This is a genomic window from Chloroflexota bacterium, assembly GCA_018648225.1.
Classification (GTDB): domain Bacteria; phylum Chloroflexota; class Anaerolineae; order Anaerolineales; family UBA11858; genus NIOZ-UU35.
Map to the genome: position 1 here is coordinate 1 of JABGRQ010000133.1, position 20,132 is coordinate 20,132.

Here is a 20,132-nt window from a genome sequence, read left to right on the forward strand (position 1 = left end):
GAAACCTTACTTGTGCTGTGGGATGGCAAGGATGGCACAGAATTTGGGCGCTATAACGGCCAGTCCAACCTTCTTTATGTTGACGATCTGGCCGATGGGTTACAACATTTGACCGGCGAACTGGCCCGGCGCAAAACACTATTCAAAGCCATGAACGTCAACGCATTACCGGCCTACAACGCCAAGAGCAAGGCTAAACTAGCGCCCCTGGCACTGATTGTGGATGAAGCTGCCCTGATCCCTGATGACCTGCAAGGCGCACTCAGCCGAATTATCGCCGTAGGGGGTGCTTATGGCGTGCATCCGGTGATTGCCACCCAACGCCCCGATGCGGATGCTGTGCAAAGCGTACTCAAGGCCAACCTTGCCACACGCATTGCCTTACCGGTGGCTTCTCACCATGACAGCCAGGTTATTCTGGGTCATACCGGGGCTGAGAAACTTCCAAAAACAAAAGGGCGATTGTTAATGATCTGGGAAGCGCGCAAGCGAGAAGCCCAAGCCTATCTAGCGCCCATCAATGATATGGCCCCACAAACGCAACCTGAGGCAACGCTCTTGACAGGTCGTGAATTGAAACTAGCCCAGGCAGCTTTTGATCTGGGGGGCTGGTTTCGGATCAAAGAAATCGCAGATGAGACTGGCGAGAGCCGCGATTGGGTGAATGCTGTGGCGCAACGCTGGGAACGCATGGGCTACCTGACACCTGTGCAACGCAATGAACAAGGTCACCAAACAGGCCGAAGAATGACTGAAATCCTGCTCCAAACTGCCGGATTAGGCGGATTAGGGGATCAGGCGGATTAGGCGGATTAGGCCCAAAACGAAGCATCGAAGCAACACAGGAGCAATCATAGATGACAACGAGCAACAACAAAGGACGCAACCCCACGAAAGGCATCAGCCGCATTGATACGGATAAAAACAGCACGCATGGCTGGTTTGTGCGTATCTATCGAAGAAAAACAATCCGTAAGTTCTTTAGTGATGGCAAATATGGCGGTAAAGATGGCGCTTTAGACGCGGCAAAACAGTGGCGAGATGAAATGTACCGACAGTACCCACGCGAGGATGTACCCTTCCACACCGAACGCCTTGCCACAAATACCACGGGCGTACATGGCGTAAGCGAAAGTCACGATCTTTGGGGCAAAGGGGCTAAGCGCCGCAAAGTGCGCTATTACAGTGTTTTCTGGGCACCGCGCAAGGGCGAAGTATGTACGAAACGCTTCTATCACCATCACTTCGTTTCGTCCCAAGAAGCCCTTGCCGAAGCCGAGAAGTTTCGGAAAGCGCGAGAAGAAGAAATTCGTAAACGCTACTTAGCAGGGAAATATGATTAATTCATCAGCAATCGTTCAATCACACAATTGGAGCAAAACACTATGACCACATCAAAACACATTCACATTCCAGCCATAGTCGGTGTAGGCAAAACAGACCTCGGCGGCCTCACGCTAGGTGATTTTAGCAAAGGACATCGCACGGAAACGCCTTATAAAGTGACCTGGGGACAAGTATCGAGCTATTTAGTGGGGAAGAATGTAGCCCAATACGCACGACCTCTCGAAAGTCTCAATTTTCAGCGATTTTCGGATGGCCTGGGAATGCGGGCGCTCACATACGCTTCACTCGGTTTGCTTTTAGGTGGTGGAGAACATCAGATTTCTATTATGGTGGGATTACCAGTCGAAGTCATGGAAGACAAAACCTTGTTGGGGAAAACAAAGCGCAGCCTGCGCAGTTGGCTTGAGGGCCGTCATATTTTTTCGGTAGATGAAACAGAAGTGCTTTTGAATGTCGAGCAAATTGCCACGATGCCCCAACCGGCGGGCACATTCTTTGCCTGGGGGCTGAACGACAAAGGCCAATGGGTTAGGACACCGGAAGATTTCGATGCCACCGTTGCGATTTGCGATGTTGGTTTTAATACGCTGGATGTTTTCACACTTCAAGGCGGGAAAATTATGCGCCGTTTTACAGGAGGCGATACCGTTGGAATGCGCCGCGCCGTGGAATTATTATTACGTTCCCTGGAAACTCAATATGGGGTCAAATATTCTCTCCATGAAGCAGACACGTTCATTCGAGGCGGAAATACCATTATTAGTAACGCAGCCGGAAGAATCGATCTCACCGATCTGATTAATGACGCAAGAAGCGCCGCGGGCGATGGTGTGAATACATTCCTGGGTGAGCAATGGGGCAATGGACGGCAATTCGATCACGTCATTTTCACAGGTGGTGGGTCTGCTGCGTTGAGAGATGCGCTTATAGAGCAATATCCGCTGGGGTATGTCATGCCCGATCCAGTAATTGCAAACGCTCTGGGCCTGACCCGCTATGGTAAGCGTGTTTTTGACACCAATACGGTGATCGGTCTTGATCCCGGTTTTGGCGGCTTCAAGGCTGTGGCGATTTAATGCTGCTCCGCTGTAACAATTGTAACAATTGTTACAACTGTTACGGCGAGAGAGGACATCATGAGTCATAAACCTGTTTTACTCCGATTTCATCCAGAAACCGATTCGGACATCAGCGGCTGGCTGGAGACTGTGCCAGACGATCACGGAGCAAAAGCGTCTGCGATCAAAGCGAAACTACGCGCTGCGCTTTCCGGCACAAGCACAAACGTAGCATCAGAAGCCATACTGGAGACGGATGCGCTGCTTGCCGAACTACTCCCTGCGATCCGTCAGGTGGTGGAGCGGGCAGTGCGTAATGAACTCGATAATCTGCGACTGACGACCGCAGAAACGCTGCTCACCGATGACATTGCATCCGCTGAAGACCCACTCAACGACAAACTCGATCAACTGGGCGTTGAGTTGATGAATGATGAATAAGTTTGGTCAGGAGCCGTAAATAATGACAATATCTGGAGTAGAGCAAGTTGAAATTATGACTGTTAGCGAAGTTGCAAAATACTTGCGCATTGGGCAAGGCACGATTTATAAGCTGCTTGCGAATGGTGAATTGCCCGGATTTAAGATTGGCGGTTCCTGGCGCGTGCAGCGCAAGGCGCTTCAAAGCTGGATTTCAAACAGCAAAGCGCATTCGAATCCAGCCAGAGTAGATAGAACATCGGAGTTGACATCGCAATGACACCACAAGATATGAGTTATTGTCAGTTGGTTGGCTGGCTAGAAATCTGCGCTGTGCGAAACCAGCCTTCTGACAAAAAGAGCCAGGTGACGGTAATCGAGGGTTTCATCAATACCGATAAAGCCTACTTCGGGGGCAGACACCCCGTAATCATCAAGGGTAAGCCCACTGAGGTCATCTTGGCAGCCGCAAATGGACATCAAACCAAACGATTGCGCCTGTTTGCGCATGGATCATTACGATCTACCGACGAGTGCACGCGTGTAAACGTCAAGTTTGTGCGCATTATCAAGCATGATGTGGACGTAGATCAACTCACAAAAGAGATTGCTCAACTTATCGAGCAATCCCCAAACGGAAACGCCCAAGAAGCCATCGCTGATATTCTTGAGCGACACATCGGCAACACCTGGAAAGGACTCTGATGACACAACAAAGCCAACAACGAAAACAGCAAGAACAGGAAGGATACCGATATGAGCAGAATTGACACCGAAAAACTACTTGCACGCGTTGACCTGGTTACACTGGCTGAACATTTTGGCGCAGAGCTTAAGCGCAATGGGCGCGACTGGCGCGGCGTTTGCCCGATCCACGCTGGGGCCGATAACGAGTCATCCTTCCGCGTCACAGATGATGGGCGCTGGAACTGTTTTACCCATTGCAATACTGGCGGGAATGCGATTGCCCTGGTAAAAGCCGCTGAAAACGTTGATTTTCTGGGTGCAGTCAAATATCTGGCCGAATACACCCATATTTCACTGGCGGACATCGGCATGACCCCTGAAGCGGTAGTCGCTCTTGAAAAGCGTAAGCAGCGCACGGATGTATTGGATTTAGCCGCTCGATATTTTGCCGAACAACTTTGGTCGGATGCCGGTCAAGACTGTTTGCGATATGCCCGCGGACGTGGCTTCAGCGATGATATGCTGCGCATGGCCGGGTGGGGTTTCTCTCCTGGTGATACCGGGTTGCGTGAATGCCTAAAATCGCTGGATGCGGATATGTCACTGGCGTATGAAATCGGCCTGATCCGCGCTGATGGACGTGATTTTACCGTCAATGGGGATGGTGACAAAATCTCACCCGAAGGCTGGCTGATCTACTCGCACCGTGAAAGCAGCGGAGCAAAGCCAAAAGCCTGTGAAGAATGTAAAACGGACACCTGGCACAGTCACAGCACGAAGGAATGCCTGAAACACGAAGCCTCCTACGAACACATAAAAAGCGTAATCTCGTTATCGGCGCGTGCTCTCAACCCCAAGGTCGAAGGGGGCGATAAATCTCGTAATATGCCCGGTCAACGCTATTTGTATAAAACCGAAGTCCCCGGTATGCGCGAAATCATCCTATGTGAAGGTCAAGCCGATGCTGAAAGCTACCGGGCGATGGGTTTTTCAGCATGGGCCTTGTGTGGTCTAGGGAATATCCCCGAAAACGATCTGCAACGCCTCAAGCAACGCCCGGTGGTTTATGTGGGTATGGATGGCGACAACGCTGGACAAAAGCAACAAAACGAAATCGCTGCCAATATCGGGCCGTTGACCATGCTCATCGGACAAATTGAAGTCGTACAGAATAGTGAGAGCGAAGAAGACGAAGACGAACCCGTTCCCCAGACATTCAAGGATGCCAACGCTTTTTATCAGGCTGATGGTCGCCCTGAAATCATTACGAACCTGCTCCGATCCGGGACACCGGTAATTGATACGCTCTTTACGGTTTTCAAAGATGCAACCGTCCACGAAGCGCCCATATTAACCGCTGATCTATTGCAGATGCTAAAGGCATTGCCCGATGCGCTTGCCCCGCGCTACAAGAAACGTGCCCAGCGGATGTTAGGGATGAATGGGCGTGAACTCAGCAAGCTGATGACCGGAAACGAGCCGGAGAACGGCCACACTCGCAGACTGACCGATGTCAAAGAAGGTGCTTTGCACTTCCTGGGAGAACCGCTGGGGAATTTTGCCGCCCAGATCACCCACGAGCTAACCGTAGAAGATGGTCTTAACTTGCCCGAAGTACAGTACACCATCGCCGGAAGACTGGATACCGGCCAACCGCTGCTCACGATTGACGTACCGGCAGTTGAATTTTCCAAAATGGAATGGATACACCGCTATTGGGGGGCGCGCCCGATCCTGTACCTGCCACGCGGTAAATATTATCTGGTCATGCGCGCCATGCAAGAGAACTCGCTGGATGATATGGTGCGTGACCGGGTATTTACCCATACCGGTTGGACGAAGATTGACGGCAAACGCGGTTTTTTGAGCGCAGGCGGCATGATTACCGCCGAGGGCTTCGACGACAGTATCCGCGTTGATCTGGGGAATAACAACCTGCAACACTACAACCTGCCTGAACCCCCTACCGGCAAAGACCTGGATCAAGCGGTCAAGGCCAGTTTAGCCTTTCTTGAGCTTGGCCCGCATTCTGTCACAGCCCCGCTTTGGGCTTCACTCTATGCTGCCCCCCTGACCGATATACGTCCGCTCTATACGGTGATCTGGCTGTATGGGCCAACGCAAAGCGGCAAATCCACCGTGGGGCATCTGGCTCTGACGCATTTTGGGACTGGCTTTGTGGATGGCCGCCAGTATCACGCACCGGTAGACTGGATGAGTACCCTAACCCATATCGAGGGGTATATGTTCAAGGTTAAGGATACCCCGATCATTATTGACGACTTTGCCCCACAGTTTCAAAGCGCAGGCGATTCAAAGCGGATGCACAAAACGGCTCAGAACGTGGTGCGATCTGTAGGTAATCGCTCTGCACGCGGGCGGGCTAATCAAGACCTCTCAGAACGCAAAACGCGCATCCCGCGCGGAATGGTAATCTCAACTGCCGAACTACCTCTCTCAGGTGAGAGTACGGTTGGCAGAATGCTCACGATACCCATTGCACGCGGCGATGTACTGCCTCATCCAGAAGAACCCCCTCGCGAAGCTCTCAATCTGGCCCAAGAGCAATCTATGAAGGGCTTGTATGCTCAGGCAATGTCCGCTTATATCCAATGGTTGGCCGCCAATTGGGAGCGCGCTGAAAGGATGTATCGTGAGATGATCGAGGAGTCTCAGTCTATTGCACGCCAACAGGATATACAAAATCGCTTACCCGATTATTACGCTACGCTGGACGCCGCCCAAAAGATCGCAATGACCGCCTTCTATGAAATGGGCGCGATCTCAGCCAATCATGCGGCCACTTTAGCCGAGAAGAACGGCGCTGCCATCTTAGAAGTCGTCAAGAGTCAGGATGAACAGATTGCCAAACAATCCCCGGTACGGAAGTTCTTTGATGCCCTTGATAACCTGCTGCAACGCCGCAAGATTTACCTTGAACCGCGTTCAAACCTTGCGCTTATCCCCCCACCAGAGGCCGATCAAGTTGGCTGGTACGAGCCAGACGATCCAAGTGTATTTTATTTGGATACCAGCAGTTGCATTATCCATGTGCGTGATTTTTGGGGCCAACTTGGGGAATACTATGACACGACCAAAGATGCCTTACAACGCCAATTTAGCCAGGTTCCCGGCCTGTTGAATGAATTAGGCAAAGGTGGCAATGTTACGGTTTCAAAATGGGTTACCAGCGTGGGCCGCACACAACGCATGGTTGCTTTCAACCAAACCAAAGTCGAAGAACTATATGGCGTGACGATCCGCAACAATATTGGTCCGTCCATAAAAGAAGCTATCGAAGAATGGGAAGGCCAAGATTGATTCCGTGGTGATCTTGTAGACATCAAATAACCTGAAAGACGAAACCGTACAAAAAGGTGTGTGTAAAAACTTAAGCACACCTTTTTTGCTTTCAGGCTGCAAGATTAGAGACAAATAAAGCCCTCAATCTGGGCGCAGTTGTCGCCAATGCGCTCAAACGCCCCATTTCCCATTCTTATGGAATGAAAAAAGTTATAGTCATGCGCGAGGGCGAAAATGCTGTGAGGTTGTGAGGTGATCGTTTGTTCTAGTTATAGACCCCTATATACACGGTTATGTCCTTATATTTCTGATGATTTTCCCATATATAGGGGTCTCTTTACCTCACAAAATACCTCACACGACCTCACAAAGCCTCACACAAATCTAAAAACCTCACAAAAATTTTGCCTTTTGTGAGGTTTTGTGAGGTAAAAACTGCCCCCATATACAGGATAATGACCTGTATTTATGAGAACAAACACCATATATGGGGGTCATCTATGCGCAGTCAGCGACCTCACACAAAGCGCGCATACATATCCATATAAGCAAAAATAACACGTGCATACTCGTGATAAAATAATTGCTTTTTGTAATAGTGCGGATGATTTTCGTGACATATAACGATTTCAGGATTAGCCTAACCTGCGCTGCGAGCGATAATAGGTGGAAATCTATGATTTCAACACAGCATGAAATGCCTTGACAACGACCCACTCTATGTGCGGCTTTGCCCTGGAAATTTGACCTTGATACTGTACTGCAAATGCGGTACAATCTTTTCAAGTCAATCCACCATTCAAGCAGAAGGGATACACCATGAACAAAAAGATACTAACAATCACACCCATCATTTTGCTGGGGCTGCTCCTGGTAGCCTGCAAACCACAGACTGTCAATGCACCTACCAAATTAGCCGATATTGAAATTACACTAACTCTTACGGTTACTGTTCAGCCCACGGAAGCTCCTTTCACGGCTACCGCCATCCCAACGGAAACCCCCGTTTCTCTAGCATCGGTGGATGGGGGCATGTCCGCAAAACTGGTTCTGTCCAACGCATCGGATCGAAATATCGAAATCTACTGGTTGGATACTATTGGTGATGCAGAATTCGCCAAGCGCCTGACCCCCGGACAGTCGTATACACAAGACACCTTTGTAGATCACGCTTGGCGGGTGCGCGATGAAGCCAGCGGCGAAATCATCAAGGATATTGTCGTCAAAAGCCGTGATACCAATTTGCCGATCATCATCCCGTCCAGCATTGCCAGCCTGCCTACCCTTGAACCAACACCGACCGCTATCCCGGTATTGGTTGAGAATGGCGAGGGTTGTGAAATTACAGATAACGGAAGCAGCCTTTTGTCAAAAACATGCAGCGCGAATGGAATTGATATTCTTGCGTCGGACGATGTACGAGATCAGGCTTTGCAACAGGCGTGGTACATCATTTCAAATATGATTGCTTCCCGTCCAGACATCCATGAATATTTAGCCAACATTGATCGAGCCAACCTTCTAATTATTGGGGCGAACCAGGATACAACAGATATTTCGCACATGATGAGTTTGGGTAATGCTGGATATTGGAATGATCGTTTGCGTGGGTGGGGTGGGACAAAAACATCCCCCGAAACAGCAACAGCAGAAGAAAATTTATTATGTTGGTCAAGTGACCGCTGGTTTGACTACAATGTCACGATCCACGAATTTGCTCACACGATCCATATGGTTGCGCTTTCGTCAGTTGAACCGGAATTTGGAGCAAAATTAGATGAAGCTTTTTTACATGCAAAAGAAGCCGGATTATGGCAAGATGCATATGCTGGTACAAATCAGCAAGAATATTGGGCGGAGGGTGTAACAATGTATTTTGGAGGATATGGCTGGAATATCCCTGAAAACGACTACATCAACACAAAAATTGAACTACAAGAATATGATCCCGATCTATACAATCTCATCGTAGACACTTTCCGAGGACTAGAATGGACGCCGGAATGCCCATAAACATTGCAGTAGCGCAATTTTTATTGCCAGAAAGTCGCAAGACTTAATGTCTTGACAACCGCGCGCGGGGGCTTTAGAATATCGCCACTATTTTTCTGCCCTTAGGAGAGGTGCGCCTCGGTCACATGGTCGAGGCGCTTTCTGTTTAAGAAGACCTCGGTCATTTGGCCGGGGTTTTTGTTTTAACAGACCCGCTTCCTGGGGGTAGGAAAGGAGGCAACCACTTGATTCAACAGTTACAAGGTTTTCTCACCGGTGCGCTGAGTACCGCAATCGTGCTTCATTTGCACGCTCCCGCCCTTGCAGGCGTGCTCCTGCAAGAAATTGGGCGCGGGATTGCTGCGATAGCCTTCGGCAGTTTGGGGGCATCTCTGGGCGTGCTGATCTGTGAAGAAGCCTTGCTGTATGAAGGCAATCCATATCGCACCCTGGTACGCCTGGGATTGCTGCTCTTTCCACACCTGGCATTAGGGCTGCTCTGGCAGCGTTTCAAGTTATATGGGGGGATGGTGGCAATCGCCGAACATCTTGCCTGGAATCAATGGTTTGCTTCCCCGTTGGGTTTTGTGCCTGTTATTGGGATGGGCGCAATCTACTATCTGCTGTTTTTGAAAAAGGAGTCCGTATGACCCGATCCAAATTTCATATAACTTCCATCTCGTATCTGTTTTTTGCGCTGCTCTTGATGGTAGGGCTATCGGCTTGCAGGCCGGTCGCGCCTGCTGATACGGCCAGCACAAGCCTGGACAGCCAACTCGCCGATAGCACCGCTGAACCCATAGCGGTCAATACCGGCAAAAATATGATTACCACCGCCCAGGCCAGTATGCCGGTATTGACCGAAGATCATCAGGGTCTGGTATACGGCCCTGACCAATTGGTGCTTGTGTTTGTTGAAGGTTTCCAACCTAGCGAAACCCTTTCTGTCAGCGCCATGCACGAAACTGTCGGAGTGGTTAAATCTGCTGAAGCCCAAGCCAATGCGCGTGGTGAGGCCATCATCTACCACTATACCCAACCCAGCGCCGAAGATGAAGGCGCATATCCCGCAGGCGCGATCACCTTCTGGGTGAGTGGCAGCAGCGGCACAGTCAAATCATATACCTTCCGCATTGACTATGCCCATACTCCGCAACCCGCCCAAATGGGATGCGGCACGTACCCAGATTCACCAATACACCGGGGGAGTGCTTTCGTTGCTTGGTGCAGCGGCTTTTTAAAAGACAGCTACCAAATCACTGAATATAAAGCACCAATGAGCATATCCCAGGGAGGCAATGTGCTGCTTTCTGAACCCATAGCCGATATTATGGCCGATGGGCTGGGTCTTGTTTGGCTTTACACCGAAAGCGGTGATCCTACCGGTGTATGGGACATCGCAATAGATACCCAAACCATCCAAATTCAAGTTGAGGAGTAATCCACCCCATGAAATACATCCAATCTAACCATCGCTGGCTTTTCCTATTTGCTTTTGCTCTTTTGCTGGCAGCCGCCCTCATTCAGGCTGATTCTGTTCAGGCTGTGACGAATAAAACTGGCGGCAACAATGCCAACTTATGCATGTGTGCTATTCGTAGGCCAGCACCACCCCCACCGCCATCAAGCGGGGGTGGAAGCGGATCATCTCCAGCTCCTGCCCCTAGAAATAACGATGACGACGAAGACGAACCAGCACCGCGGCGCAACCCAGCCCCCGCAGCCCCGGCCCCTGCGCCCACGGCCTGCACGCCGCTCTATGCCGCGCCCACGATTGGCGGTGGCGGACACAGCCCGAATTTTCCACTCACCATCGGTCAAGACCCGGACGATCTCGGCTTTGATGTAACTGCCACGGCTGCCGGTGGCGCAAAAACCAATAGCTGTCCTGGAGATAGTCGCAGCCCGATTGTGGCACTCGAAGGTATCTCGGTTGAATTAACCGCCGAAACGAGAGACTGGATCAACGGCGAATTGGCCCAGCTATACCCCGGCGCAACTGTCAAAGACAGCTACCCCTTCAATCCCCACGAAAACACAACCGGCACAGGCACGCCCGATGCCCGCACCACGATTCATGTGGATTCGCTTGACCCTGGTGATTACGTGGTTACAGTGCGCGCTACGCAGGCGGATGGGCAATCCTTCAGCCAGGCTTTCACTGTGCATGTATCCCTGATCGAAACCACTATCACCGGCCCGTAATTGAGGTGGAACGTGACCAACCTGGACGCAAAAATCATTACTGAAATGCTTCAATCGCTTGCACGCAAACCACTCGGCTTTGTGCTGGTGGTTGACGACCAGAAGACGCGCGTCATTGACTACCGCATGATGGAACTGGATGACGTGCTTGATCTGCTGGATGAAAACGGTCTTTTGCGTCCAGGTGAAACCAATGGAGAGAACACCCTATGAAACGAATCCCTATCCTCATCGTGGCGCTGATCGGCCTGGCGTTACTCTTTGCCTGGTATCAATCGCAACCGGTAAACCAGGCGCAGCCCGTGATTGTAGCGGCCAACGGCCTGCCCGCCGGTCATGTTATTCAAGCGACCGATCTAAAAACAGTACGCCTTGACCCTGATGTTATCCCCGAAGGCGCATTTAGCCAAATTGATGCCCTAATCGGCCAGCCAGTGGGCGTTACCCGCACCATCGGGGACATCATCACCCAGACCCATCTGGGTGAAGTAAGCCTGCCTTTATACCCTGGTGAGCGTGCCATTGGCATTTCATTGAGCGATTCTGGTGGTCTGGCCGGTCTGTTACAAGCCGGGGACTATGTGGATGTCACCGCCGTAATGCTGCGCACCGAAGGCAGCTCGAATGTGTACTCGAAGGTGGTGGCTGAAGATTTGCGCGTGATATATGTTTCGCCTGATTTCCGCGCCCTGGAACTCAACCCCGAAGCCCAGGCTACGGCACAGGCCAGCGGATCGTCCTATGCCACCACCCAGAAACGCAGCGCCCGCGGGACGGTCAACCTGGCTGTGCCGATTGATGCAACGGTCGTGTCGTATGTCTTTGCGGATGCGATTGGTCATCAATCGGTGACGGTCAGCTTACTTGATCTACTTCCGGCGCTGGATCACTCTACTGATGTTGAAATGTCGCTCTTGATGTCGAACTCGGCTGCGGTTCAAGATGGCCCGATCTACTCCTCGGGCGTATTTCTGCCCGATCTGGTGGTGCGCCCGGATGAACACTCTGCCACACCCACCCCCGTTATGTATCTCCAAACCACCCCCACACCATAAAGAGCAAAATATGAATGATCGTATGAATACTTTAGATACTGGCCGGGTGCGTCTGCTGCTTGCCGGGCAACCCCAACAGGTGCAAGCCTGGGCGGGCTGGTTTGCTTTGCAAGAGCAGATCGAAACTCTGACCGCGATCCAGGCCCCTAGCGTATTGCCACAACTCCACCGTGCGCAGGTGGCTTTGTTGGATGCGTCCCTGTTTACCCCCCAGAAGCTATTGGAACTCTTGGGAAATAACGGCCAACATCCGATCTATGTGCGTTTGCCGCACTTGCAGGCAGCGCAAGCCCAGAAAATCGAGGGCGCCCTACGCCACTATGCCACTGTGCATGGCGTATACACCGGGGAAGTACCACTGGAGGTTATCACGCCCCAAATTACCGCCCTGCAAGGGGTAATGAAGCCCATAGTCCCCACCCCTGGCCTGACCCCAGCCCAGGCAGAAACCCCGCCGGTGGTGATCGGGGTGTGGAACGGCGAGGGAGGCGTCGGGAAAACCACGGTGTCCACCAATCTCAGCTACGCGATTGCCCAGCAAGGTCTCAAAACACTCTATCTCAATCTGGATGCCCCGGACGATGGCGCATTTAAGCTCAAACTGAAAGCCTTCCCCAATATTGACCACTGGCGCACCAAACCCACCGCGGATTACCTGGCAACGCTGATCCAAAACGCCGGAATGCTGGATGTTCTGGCCGGTTTCCGGGACGTATTTTCGCAAGAGGAAACGATCAAGACCGATGCCGATCAACCCGGCTCGATTGCCCAACTGATTGAGCAAGCCAAAGCACACTATCAGGTCATTGTCATGGATACCCCACAGGCGCATATTGCACCGCATGTACTCCCGTTGTGCAATCAATTGATTCTGGTGGCAGGCCCCGGCTCCGGTGATGTTTATCGCACCGTTGTGGCTTACCGCACGGTCGTAGATCAAACGGGCAGCATATCCGATGATGCGGTGCATGTGGTGGTCAACCGGGTGCAACCCGGCCACCGGTTAAGCGCAGAAGAATGGAGTGATGCTGCCACCCAAAAGCTGGGGCGCAAGTTCCCGCCGGTTGTGGCGCAAATCCAGGATGATGTCACCATCGGTGATTTACAAGATGTCCGCAAGATGCCGGTGGTTGAACTCAGTAGTTTTCGTGACAGTCTGGCCCCAGCGATCCAGGCCGTGCTGCCCACGGCCTGGCAGCCGAAAGATACCGGGCGGGTCCGGCGACTGGGGCCGATTGTGGTGCGCACATGAGTTGGGGCAATGTGGCACTCTCGGATGAAATCCGACATCAGCTCGTGCTTGCGGCGGTGGCGCAGGTGCGTGGTCTGCCGCTGGATGTGATTCGTGACCGCGAGCGCCTGCTCGAACCGGCGCGCCGGGCGCTGCTTACGGCCAGTGGGCAGATGAATATCAGCCTTCCGGCTGGGGAGCGGGAAAAACTGATTACGCAGATCGTGTCACAGATTGGCGGTCTGGGATTTATCAACTTGCTATTACCCCCGGCACGCGATGATTTGATCGAGATTGCGGTCAACCCGGATGGCAGTGTATGGGTGTGGCCGAAAAACTCTCCGCACTTTGTCAAAACTGATCTTCGTCCCGATCTGCAAGAAGTCTGGCGGGCGGTGGATGCGCTCTTGGCCCCGATTGGACGCTCGATCTCGGAGGCTGAACCCAGCGTCGAGGCCAAGCTGCCCCGTATGACTGGTCTGGGTGGGGCGCGTGTGCATATCATTCACCCCGAACTGGCCCCCGGCACAGGCTACCCGGCAATTAATGTGCGCTTGTTTGAACCCAAGCCTGTTCCTCCAGCGCAAATTGTCGCCTGGGGCATGGCCCCGGATTTTGTCATGGCTGGCCTGCTTGAAGCCGTGCGCAAGGAATACCGCATTCTGGTGATTGGCGGCACTGTGACCGGTAAAACGACCTTCCTGTCGTCCATTTGTCAGGGTATCCCTAAAAAGGCGCGTGTGCTGAAAGTCGAAGACCCGGAGGAAATCTGGCTCGATCACCCGCATGTTGTCACCCTGGAAGCACGTCCCGCTTCTTCCGGTTCATCGGTTGAAGCCTACGAACTCAAAGACCTGGTCGATGACACGATGCGCATGTCCCCGCGCTGGCTGATCGTGGGTGAGGTACGCCGGGGGGACGCGGCGATGGCGCTATTTCGTGCCCAGATGTCCGACCACCCTGGTCTGTCTACCTTCCATGCCCAAAGCCCTGCTGATGCGGTTGGACGGATGGCAGTGCTGATGATGGCGGATGCCGGGGTTGAGATGAATGCCGGGGTATATCTCTTTGAGCGGGCGATTGATGTGATTGTGCAAGTGGGCTGGGAAGATGGTCAACGCCGCGTGATGGGCGTTTACGAAACCGATGGACTTGAAAGCGGTGGAGCCATCCCAGCCGTTCAGTTCCGCACCCTGTACCGGCAAGGTGAGGCTGAAATTCAGCCCTTCACCCGGCGAGAAAGGCGATTGCTATGATCCCAACACTATCTTTTGATCCTTCTGTCATACTCCTGGTCTTTGGCGTATTGTTGTTGCTGCTTTTAGGGATTGGCGTGCTGCGTGACCGGACGCGTGATCCCCTTCGAGCGATCCAGAGCTATACACAAGACCCCGCTGCAAGCCGCGAAGCAGCCCAGCCCGTATCCACCGGCTCGTGGGAATACAAAGCGCGCCTGGTCTTTGCCCGTTACAAAATTGACGTGAGCGGTTGGGAACGCCTGGCGCTGCTGATCCTATACGTGCTTCTGGCCTTGCCGCTGTATATCGCTATGCGGGCGTTTTTATTTCTGCCCACGGTTATTGCCGGGTTGGGCGGGCTAATTGTGGTCGTTTTTGTCGTCCAGGGCTTGCTGGAACACGCCTGGGATCGGATGCGCCGCGAAATCGAGCAAGACATTCCCACGTTAATGATCCGTTTATCCGGGATGATCCAGGCAACCCCCAACGTACTCGAAAGTCTGGATGAAGTCACGCAGTCACTTGATCCCAGGCGGCCTTTGCAATCCTGGATGCAGCGTTTAGTCGTGCAAACCCAGGCGCGCGGAATGAGCGCATTCGATGAACTGGAAGCCGAAGCGCAGACGATTTCATCGGCGCTGCTTTTGGCTGTGGTGCAAATCCGCAACTTATGGCAATCCGGTGGCAGCGGGTATGTTGAATCTTTTCGTCTGGTGGCCGATCACCTGGCCGAGTTGATGAAAACCCGCGCAATGGCGTATGCCAAAGCGGGTCGCAGCGGAAACCTATCCCGCATTATTGTGATCTCGGCGCTGATCTCCTTGAGCGGCATTATGCGCAACCCGACCACCCGCGATATGTTCCTGGCAATCCCGGCCACGCGATTGGGATTGGTGGTCTTCTTTGGGTGGGGTGGTCTGGGTTGGTTCTATATCCGCAGCATTATTCAGAAAGTAACGGAGTAAAGACCCATGAACTTTGATGTCAACCTTATTTTGCTCCTGGCCGGGGTGCTGCTGTTGCTCCTAACTTTTGGAATGCTGCGCGCCAACCGGCGAGCGCGTGATATTCAGGTGGCAATGGCGGACTATGAAGGTGCTCGATTGCCCGATACCTGGCAGCGCGGCGTTGAACGGGCGGAGGCCGCGGCGGGGCGCATGTCCATCTTTGAACGCTTGCGCTGGAACTACGCCTGGGCGCAGCGTAACGGCGAGTACAAAGGTCGATCATTGGGCGCGCTCATAGTGCAGATGGGCTTCTATGGCCTGATCGGGCTGCTCTTGCCCCTGGTCATCCATCCGGCCCCGGCTTCCTGGTTTGTGCCGCTGCTCCTGTCCGCCTATCCAACGGCCACCCTGCAACGCAAAGGGGATGAAGGGCGCAAACGGGCCAAGCGCGCCATGCCCGAAGTGGCGACTCTGGTGGCGGCAGAACTCTCTGCCGGTTCATCGCCGGAACAAGCCATCACCCGCGCGGCGCGGCTTCCCAGCCCCTTGTCGCTGCTCATTCAGGACGCGATTGATAAAACCCAGCAAAGCGGATACCCGCTCTTTAGCCGCGGTAACACGCCAGGAGTTTTGCGGGAGGTTTTCACGGCGGCTCAGCTTCCGGCTTTACGTGCGTTTGCCACCCAGCTTGACCTGGTAGCGGCCAAAGGTGTGGAAGGTGCGCACCTGATGAGCGAAATTGCCCGCAGTCTGGCGCGTGAACACCGCGAACAGGTGCTGGAAGATACCGAGCAACTCGACGGCAAGCTGACCGTGGCTGTGTCTATATTCTTTTTCATCCCGATGTTTGTCTTGATCGTGGGGTCGTTCTTCAGCACTGTGCTGACGGCCATGTGAGGGTTTGCTGATGTTGAAATGGATGGCGGTTCTATTCTGGGTGATCTTGGGCGGCTTGCAGTTAGCGGTGGCCTTCGAGCTGCGCTTACTGGTTCCTTTGCTGCTATCGGCACAATCGGCCTTTGCCGCCTATTGGCTGCTGCGCCGCCGCAAGGCGACTGCAAACGCCCCCTGGTGGATGCAAATCATCGCCTGGGGAACGGTCTTGCTGCCGATGGCTTTGCGCGTTGTAGCGCCTTCGCCGGTGGGCAGTATCGCGTCCCTGCTGGGCCTGAGTCTGACCTTGTGGAGCCTGAGCGCGCTAGGAGCATCCTTTGGTCTGGCTCCAGCGGATCGGGGTCTGGTCACGAGCGGCCCGTATCGCTATTTGCGTCACCCAATGTATACCGGGGAACTGATTTCGGTGCTGGGTGCGCTGGCAACCAACTGGAGTTTTTGGAATGCCGGGGTTGTTGCCCTGCTGCTCCTGGTGCTGATCGGGCGTATCCATCAAGAGGAAAAGATACTCTTTGGCTACAAAAACTATCGTATGCGCACGCCCTGGCGTTTTTTGCCAGGAGTGTGGTGAGGAGGTCAATATGTCTGTATGGGTGATGATTGGGTTGTTGCTATTGGGTTTCCCCAAAGTAATTTCCCCGGATTGCACAGAGCAAGCCTTGTATCTTGATCCAGTCAGTCAAGCCTGGCAGTTTACCGGCCAGATCGAAAACAGCGCCCACTATGCGCTGCCCGGTGTAGGGGTTGATCTGGCTCAGGTCAGCTTCCCCAGGGCGGATGGTGGACGTAACCATGTTTGGGTGACAACCGGTTTGCACTTCTGGAGTGGCTCGGATCGGGACTACATCCCGCTTGGCCCCTGGTCTACCCCCGCCGAATGGGAAAGCGTTCAAGCTGCGCATCCTCGGGTGCATGTGGTCGTTGATCTAGCCCATTCAGATCCTCAGGTACAGCAATTTGCCCACAGTGATTTAGTTATATCCGCTCAATTTATTGCCAGTGGCGGCCATGCCCCGAACTGGTATCCGTGGGGCTTTGTTTTTGGCACGCTGTCCCCGCAATCTTGTGAAGCTCAACAATCTATTCACTCAATTCAATTTATGGAGGAGTAAGACTTATGGAACTTGATCTACGCACAACCAAGGGAAGAATTATCCTGTTTGGCGGTGGGGCTTTAGTGTTTATGGCGCTCATCGTCCTGGTGGTGTTCTTCTCATCGCTCTTTGCGCCTGAGGCTGTGGCTGAAGCGCCCCCAACGGCAACGCCGCTACCTACCGAGATTCCAATGACCCCGACGCCTATGCCAACGCTGCCCCCGCCGTTGCCCACCGCGACGCCCATACCGCTCACAAAAGCCTGGGCTTCCGGTTCTGAAGTGGTCTATCTTTGGGATACCCCGGATGGCAAAATCATGCAGGCCATCCCCAACGGGGATGATCTGATGGCAACCGGGAACACAGCCGAATGGGGCGGCTTTGCCTGGGTAGAGGTGGTTTGGAAGTCGATCACTGGCTGGGTGGTGGATGAACAAATCCACGATTTACCCTATGCGCCACTGGCCTATGTCACATCGGAGGATGGGGCCAATATGCGTGACCAACCCTCAGGCGGAATCTTTGCCTGGCTGCCGCCTGGAACGCCGATCATGGAAGTGCTCGAAGAACAGGCGCGCGATGAAAACAATCCGATGAGCTGGGTGCGTGTGCGTCTGCCCGATAATCAAATCGGCTGGGTGGCGAAATTCACCCTGGAAGCATTAGGAGGTGAATAGCGGAAGATCAAACGAAGCCAGCGTACCAAAGGAATCAAACGCGCAAAGAAGCCAAAAGGCTCAAACACATTTCTTGTAGGAGAAAACAAGTATGAAGCAAAAAATCCAACAAAAAGCACTCGCGAAAACGCTCGTAGTCAAGGAAAAAGGGCAGGGTTTGGCTGAGGTTGCCATCATCCTGGCCCTGGTCGTGATTGTGTCGATTGCGGCTGTGCGTCTCTTGGGTATCAATATTGATGCCGCCCTCACCACGGTTGCCAACGCGATCTAAGGACGCACACACAGCATGGCTTACCGGAGGCCGGTAAGCCATGCTGAAAGGTCAGGTACACCATGCTAACCCGGAGAAAAAAACGAAATACTACCGAGCGCGGTCAAGGTTTGGCCGAAGCTGCGATCACCTTCCCCGTGCTGCTCCTGGCAATGATGGGGCTGATTACGCTGGGCATGATTGGCTTTGCCGCCGTGAATGCCAACAACGCTGCCAATTATGGCGCACGCATGGGATCAGTCGCCCAGAGTGCTCAGGCATCCGTAGCATCCAATCACGCCCTGAATATGCTCTCTGCGGCCCCGGTGGGCACGTATGCGGTGGGCGTCAGCGGCGGGGGTGCGCCGGGCGATCTGATTATTGTCCAGGTCAGCTACGCCGTTCCGAACTACTTCCAGGGGCTAACAGCCTTCTTTGGGGCAGATAGCCCCGATAAATTCACCGGGGATGCCTACTCGTATTTCCGCCAGGAGGGTTGGTAATGCCATCCGAACGCGGGCAGGCGCTACTTGCTTTTCTTGCCATTTTCGCCTTTTTCGCGCTTGTACCCTTCATGGCCTTAGTGGGCGATGGGGCGCGCATGTTCGTGGTGCGCAGCCGAGTGCAAACCGCGCTCGACGCGGCGTGTGAGGATGGGGCCTGGAATGCCACGGATCGGGCAGTCTTCCGTGATACCGGGACGATTGCCTTTATCCCCCAGGATGAGATCGTCACGCTTGCGACCAACACCTTCTATCGTACCCTGGTGGAGATGGGCGCGGCCAATTACAGCGCATCCATTACCGTAACCCCGCTTCTCGATCAACTGCGCGTAGACTGCGAATCGCATGTCAATGTACCCCTGTTGATTATGGATTGGGATGTCCCCTTTGAAGTACTCACCGATTCGTCGATCCGTTCGCAATAGCTGATGCGCCGTATTCTAAAATTCATTCCCCTGCTTTTGGTCGTTGGCTGCTGTGCGTGCGTGGCGCTTTTTGGGTTGGCGGATTATGAGTTTGGCGATGTCAAGCAACTCCCCGAATACAGCGACCACGGTATTGAAGGTTTGGCCGGTGGGGATGCCCCTCCCGGTGGTGGTTCTTGCGGCGCTACTGGTGTTCCCCAAGAGGATAACCCCTTTTCAGGCTGGCCGGTGGACTACCATATTGGTGATTGGAGCACGATTGCATCCTGGTTCTGTGACCCCAACTATTTTGAGGGATACACCCATTGGGGCATTGATCTGGCCCGCTACAACTGGGATGAATCGATCTACGGGGTCAATGCCGTTGTGACGGCTGAAAAAGCGATTGTCGAAGCGGCTGCCTATGATCCTTCATTTGGCCCCAAAGCGGGCACAGCGCATAATTACGGTATGGGGAATTATGTCAAACTTCAGGCTCTATCCTGCACGGTTTTGATTGAGAGCGAGATCGGAGAAGACCTGGACGGTGACGGTCTCATCAAGAATGTGGCCGTAGAACGCTGCGCGGAAACCGGTTGGTACTCGTACTACTTCCACCTGCTGAGTGTGGCTGTAGCCAAAGGGGATGAAGTCGAACGCGGCGATGTGGTTGGGCGGATTGATAGCACTGGCACATCCACCGGCGATCACCTGCACTACCAAATCAAAACCCCGGATGGGGTGTCGATTGATCCCGCGCCATCCATGTCGGTCAATGCGGCCTATGACAACGCCTTGCGGGAACAACCCCGCTGGGATCGGTGAAA

The 20,132-nt window shown here is 53.4% G+C and carries 24 protein-coding genes; all 24 read left to right on the top strand.

All coding sequences use genetic code 11. From position 1 onward, the window contains the following. Positions 1–807: hypothetical protein (locus HN413_13210; protein ID MBT3391354.1), on the top strand; the 807-nt coding region annotated here is incomplete at its 5' end. 50 nt (positions 808–857) lie between these two features. Further along, a complete protein-coding gene (locus tag HN413_13215; protein ID MBT3391355.1) occupies positions 858–1,343 on the top strand; it encodes a hypothetical protein in 486 nt (161 codons plus the stop codon). 42 nt (positions 1,344–1,385) lie between these two features. Then, positions 1,386–2,423: a ParM/StbA family protein gene (locus HN413_13220; GenBank protein ID MBT3391356.1), complete on the top strand. Its 1,038-nt coding sequence runs from the start codon at positions 1,386–1,388 to the stop codon at positions 2,421–2,423. 60 nt (positions 2,424–2,483) lie between these two features. Next, positions 2,484–2,846 (top strand): hypothetical protein, encoded by a 363-nt coding sequence (locus HN413_13225; GenBank protein ID MBT3391357.1) that lies wholly within the window; start codon positions 2,484–2,486, stop codon positions 2,844–2,846. 22 nt (positions 2,847–2,868) lie between these two features. Further along, positions 2,869–3,105, top strand: coding sequence for a helix-turn-helix domain-containing protein (locus tag HN413_13230; GenBank protein MBT3391358.1), 237 nt, complete (start codon positions 2,869–2,871; stop codon positions 3,103–3,105). Next, on the top strand, positions 3,102–3,530 hold the full coding sequence (locus HN413_13235; protein ID MBT3391359.1) for a hypothetical protein: 429 nt from the start codon (positions 3,102–3,104) through the stop codon (positions 3,528–3,530). The genes HN413_13230 and HN413_13235 overlap by 4 nt, the downstream gene beginning before the upstream one ends. Before the next feature lie 51 nt (positions 3,531–3,581). Beyond that, positions 3,582–6,833: a DUF927 domain-containing protein gene (locus HN413_13240; GenBank protein ID MBT3391360.1), complete on the top strand. Its 3,252-nt coding sequence runs from the start codon at positions 3,582–3,584 to the stop codon at positions 6,831–6,833. 801 nt (positions 6,834–7,634) lie between these two features. Continuing rightward, the gene (locus HN413_13245; GenBank protein ID MBT3391361.1) at positions 7,635–8,828 is read left to right on the top strand and encodes a hypothetical protein; all 1,194 of its coding nucleotides are present in this window, start codon (positions 7,635–7,637) and stop codon (positions 8,826–8,828) included. 224 nt (positions 8,829–9,052) lie between these two features. Further along, positions 9,053–9,457, top strand: coding sequence for a hypothetical protein (locus tag HN413_13250; GenBank protein MBT3391362.1), 405 nt, complete (start codon positions 9,053–9,055; stop codon positions 9,455–9,457). Further along, complete coding sequence (locus tag HN413_13255; GenBank protein ID MBT3391363.1) at positions 9,454–10,248, top strand: hypothetical protein; 795 nt, start codon at positions 9,454–9,456, stop codon at positions 10,246–10,248. The genes HN413_13250 and HN413_13255 overlap by 4 nt, the downstream gene beginning before the upstream one ends. Before the next feature lie 8 nt (positions 10,249–10,256). Continuing rightward, positions 10,257–11,012 (top strand): hypothetical protein, encoded by a 756-nt coding sequence (locus tag HN413_13260; protein MBT3391364.1) that lies wholly within the window; start codon positions 10,257–10,259, stop codon positions 11,010–11,012. 12 nt (positions 11,013–11,024) lie between these two features. Then, positions 11,025–11,225 carry a hypothetical protein gene (locus HN413_13265; protein MBT3391365.1) on the top strand — a complete coding sequence of 67 codons (201 nt, stop codon included), beginning with the start codon at positions 11,025–11,027 and terminating at the stop codon, positions 11,223–11,225. Then, the gene (cpaB, locus tag HN413_13270) at positions 11,222–12,067 is read left to right on the top strand and encodes a Flp pilus assembly protein CpaB (GenBank protein ID MBT3391366.1); all 846 of its coding nucleotides are present in this window, start codon (positions 11,222–11,224) and stop codon (positions 12,065–12,067) included. Before HN413_13265 ends, cpaB begins: the two co-directional genes overlap by 4 nt. A gap of 22 nt (positions 12,068–12,089) precedes the next feature. Next, complete coding sequence (locus HN413_13275) at positions 12,090–13,319, top strand: AAA family ATPase (protein ID MBT3391367.1); 1,230 nt, start codon at positions 12,090–12,092, stop codon at positions 13,317–13,319. After that, positions 13,316–14,554 (top strand): CpaF family protein, encoded by a 1,239-nt coding sequence (locus HN413_13280; protein MBT3391368.1) that lies wholly within the window; start codon positions 13,316–13,318, stop codon positions 14,552–14,554. The genes HN413_13275 and HN413_13280 overlap by 4 nt, the downstream gene beginning before the upstream one ends. Further along, positions 14,551–15,501: a hypothetical protein gene (locus tag HN413_13285; GenBank protein MBT3391369.1), complete on the top strand. Its 951-nt coding sequence runs from the start codon at positions 14,551–14,553 to the stop codon at positions 15,499–15,501. The genes HN413_13280 and HN413_13285 overlap by 4 nt, the downstream gene beginning before the upstream one ends. 6 nt (positions 15,502–15,507) lie before the next feature. Continuing rightward, complete coding sequence (locus tag HN413_13290) at positions 15,508–16,380, top strand: hypothetical protein (protein ID MBT3391370.1); 873 nt, start codon at positions 15,508–15,510, stop codon at positions 16,378–16,380. Positions 16,381–16,390: 10 nt separating this feature from the next. Continuing rightward, entirely contained in the window at positions 16,391–16,948 is a 558-nt protein-coding gene (locus tag HN413_13295; protein ID MBT3391371.1) for a hypothetical protein, read from the top strand. Between the two features lie 10 nt (positions 16,949–16,958). Then, positions 16,959–17,489 carry a hypothetical protein gene (locus HN413_13300; GenBank protein ID MBT3391372.1) on the top strand — a complete coding sequence of 177 codons (531 nt, stop codon included), beginning with the start codon at positions 16,959–16,961 and terminating at the stop codon, positions 17,487–17,489. Between the two features lie 5 nt (positions 17,490–17,494). Further along, positions 17,495–18,148 carry an SH3 domain-containing protein gene (locus HN413_13305; GenBank protein ID MBT3391373.1) on the top strand — a complete coding sequence of 218 codons (654 nt, stop codon included), beginning with the start codon at positions 17,495–17,497 and terminating at the stop codon, positions 18,146–18,148. Between the two features lie 91 nt (positions 18,149–18,239). Then, complete coding sequence (locus HN413_13310; GenBank protein MBT3391374.1) at positions 18,240–18,419, top strand: Flp family type IVb pilin; 180 nt, start codon at positions 18,240–18,242, stop codon at positions 18,417–18,419. Between the two features lie 62 nt (positions 18,420–18,481). Next, the gene (locus tag HN413_13315; GenBank protein MBT3391375.1) at positions 18,482–18,901 is read left to right on the top strand and encodes a hypothetical protein; all 420 of its coding nucleotides are present in this window, start codon (positions 18,482–18,484) and stop codon (positions 18,899–18,901) included. Further along, entirely contained in the window at positions 18,901–19,326 is a 426-nt protein-coding gene (locus HN413_13320; GenBank protein MBT3391376.1) for a hypothetical protein, read from the top strand. The genes HN413_13315 and HN413_13320 overlap by 1 nt, the downstream gene beginning before the upstream one ends. Positions 19,327–19,329: 3 nt before the next feature. Then, positions 19,330–20,130: a M23 family metallopeptidase gene (locus HN413_13325; GenBank protein ID MBT3391377.1), complete on the top strand. Its 801-nt coding sequence runs from the start codon at positions 19,330–19,332 to the stop codon at positions 20,128–20,130. Positions 20,131–20,132: the final 2 nt, after the last annotated feature.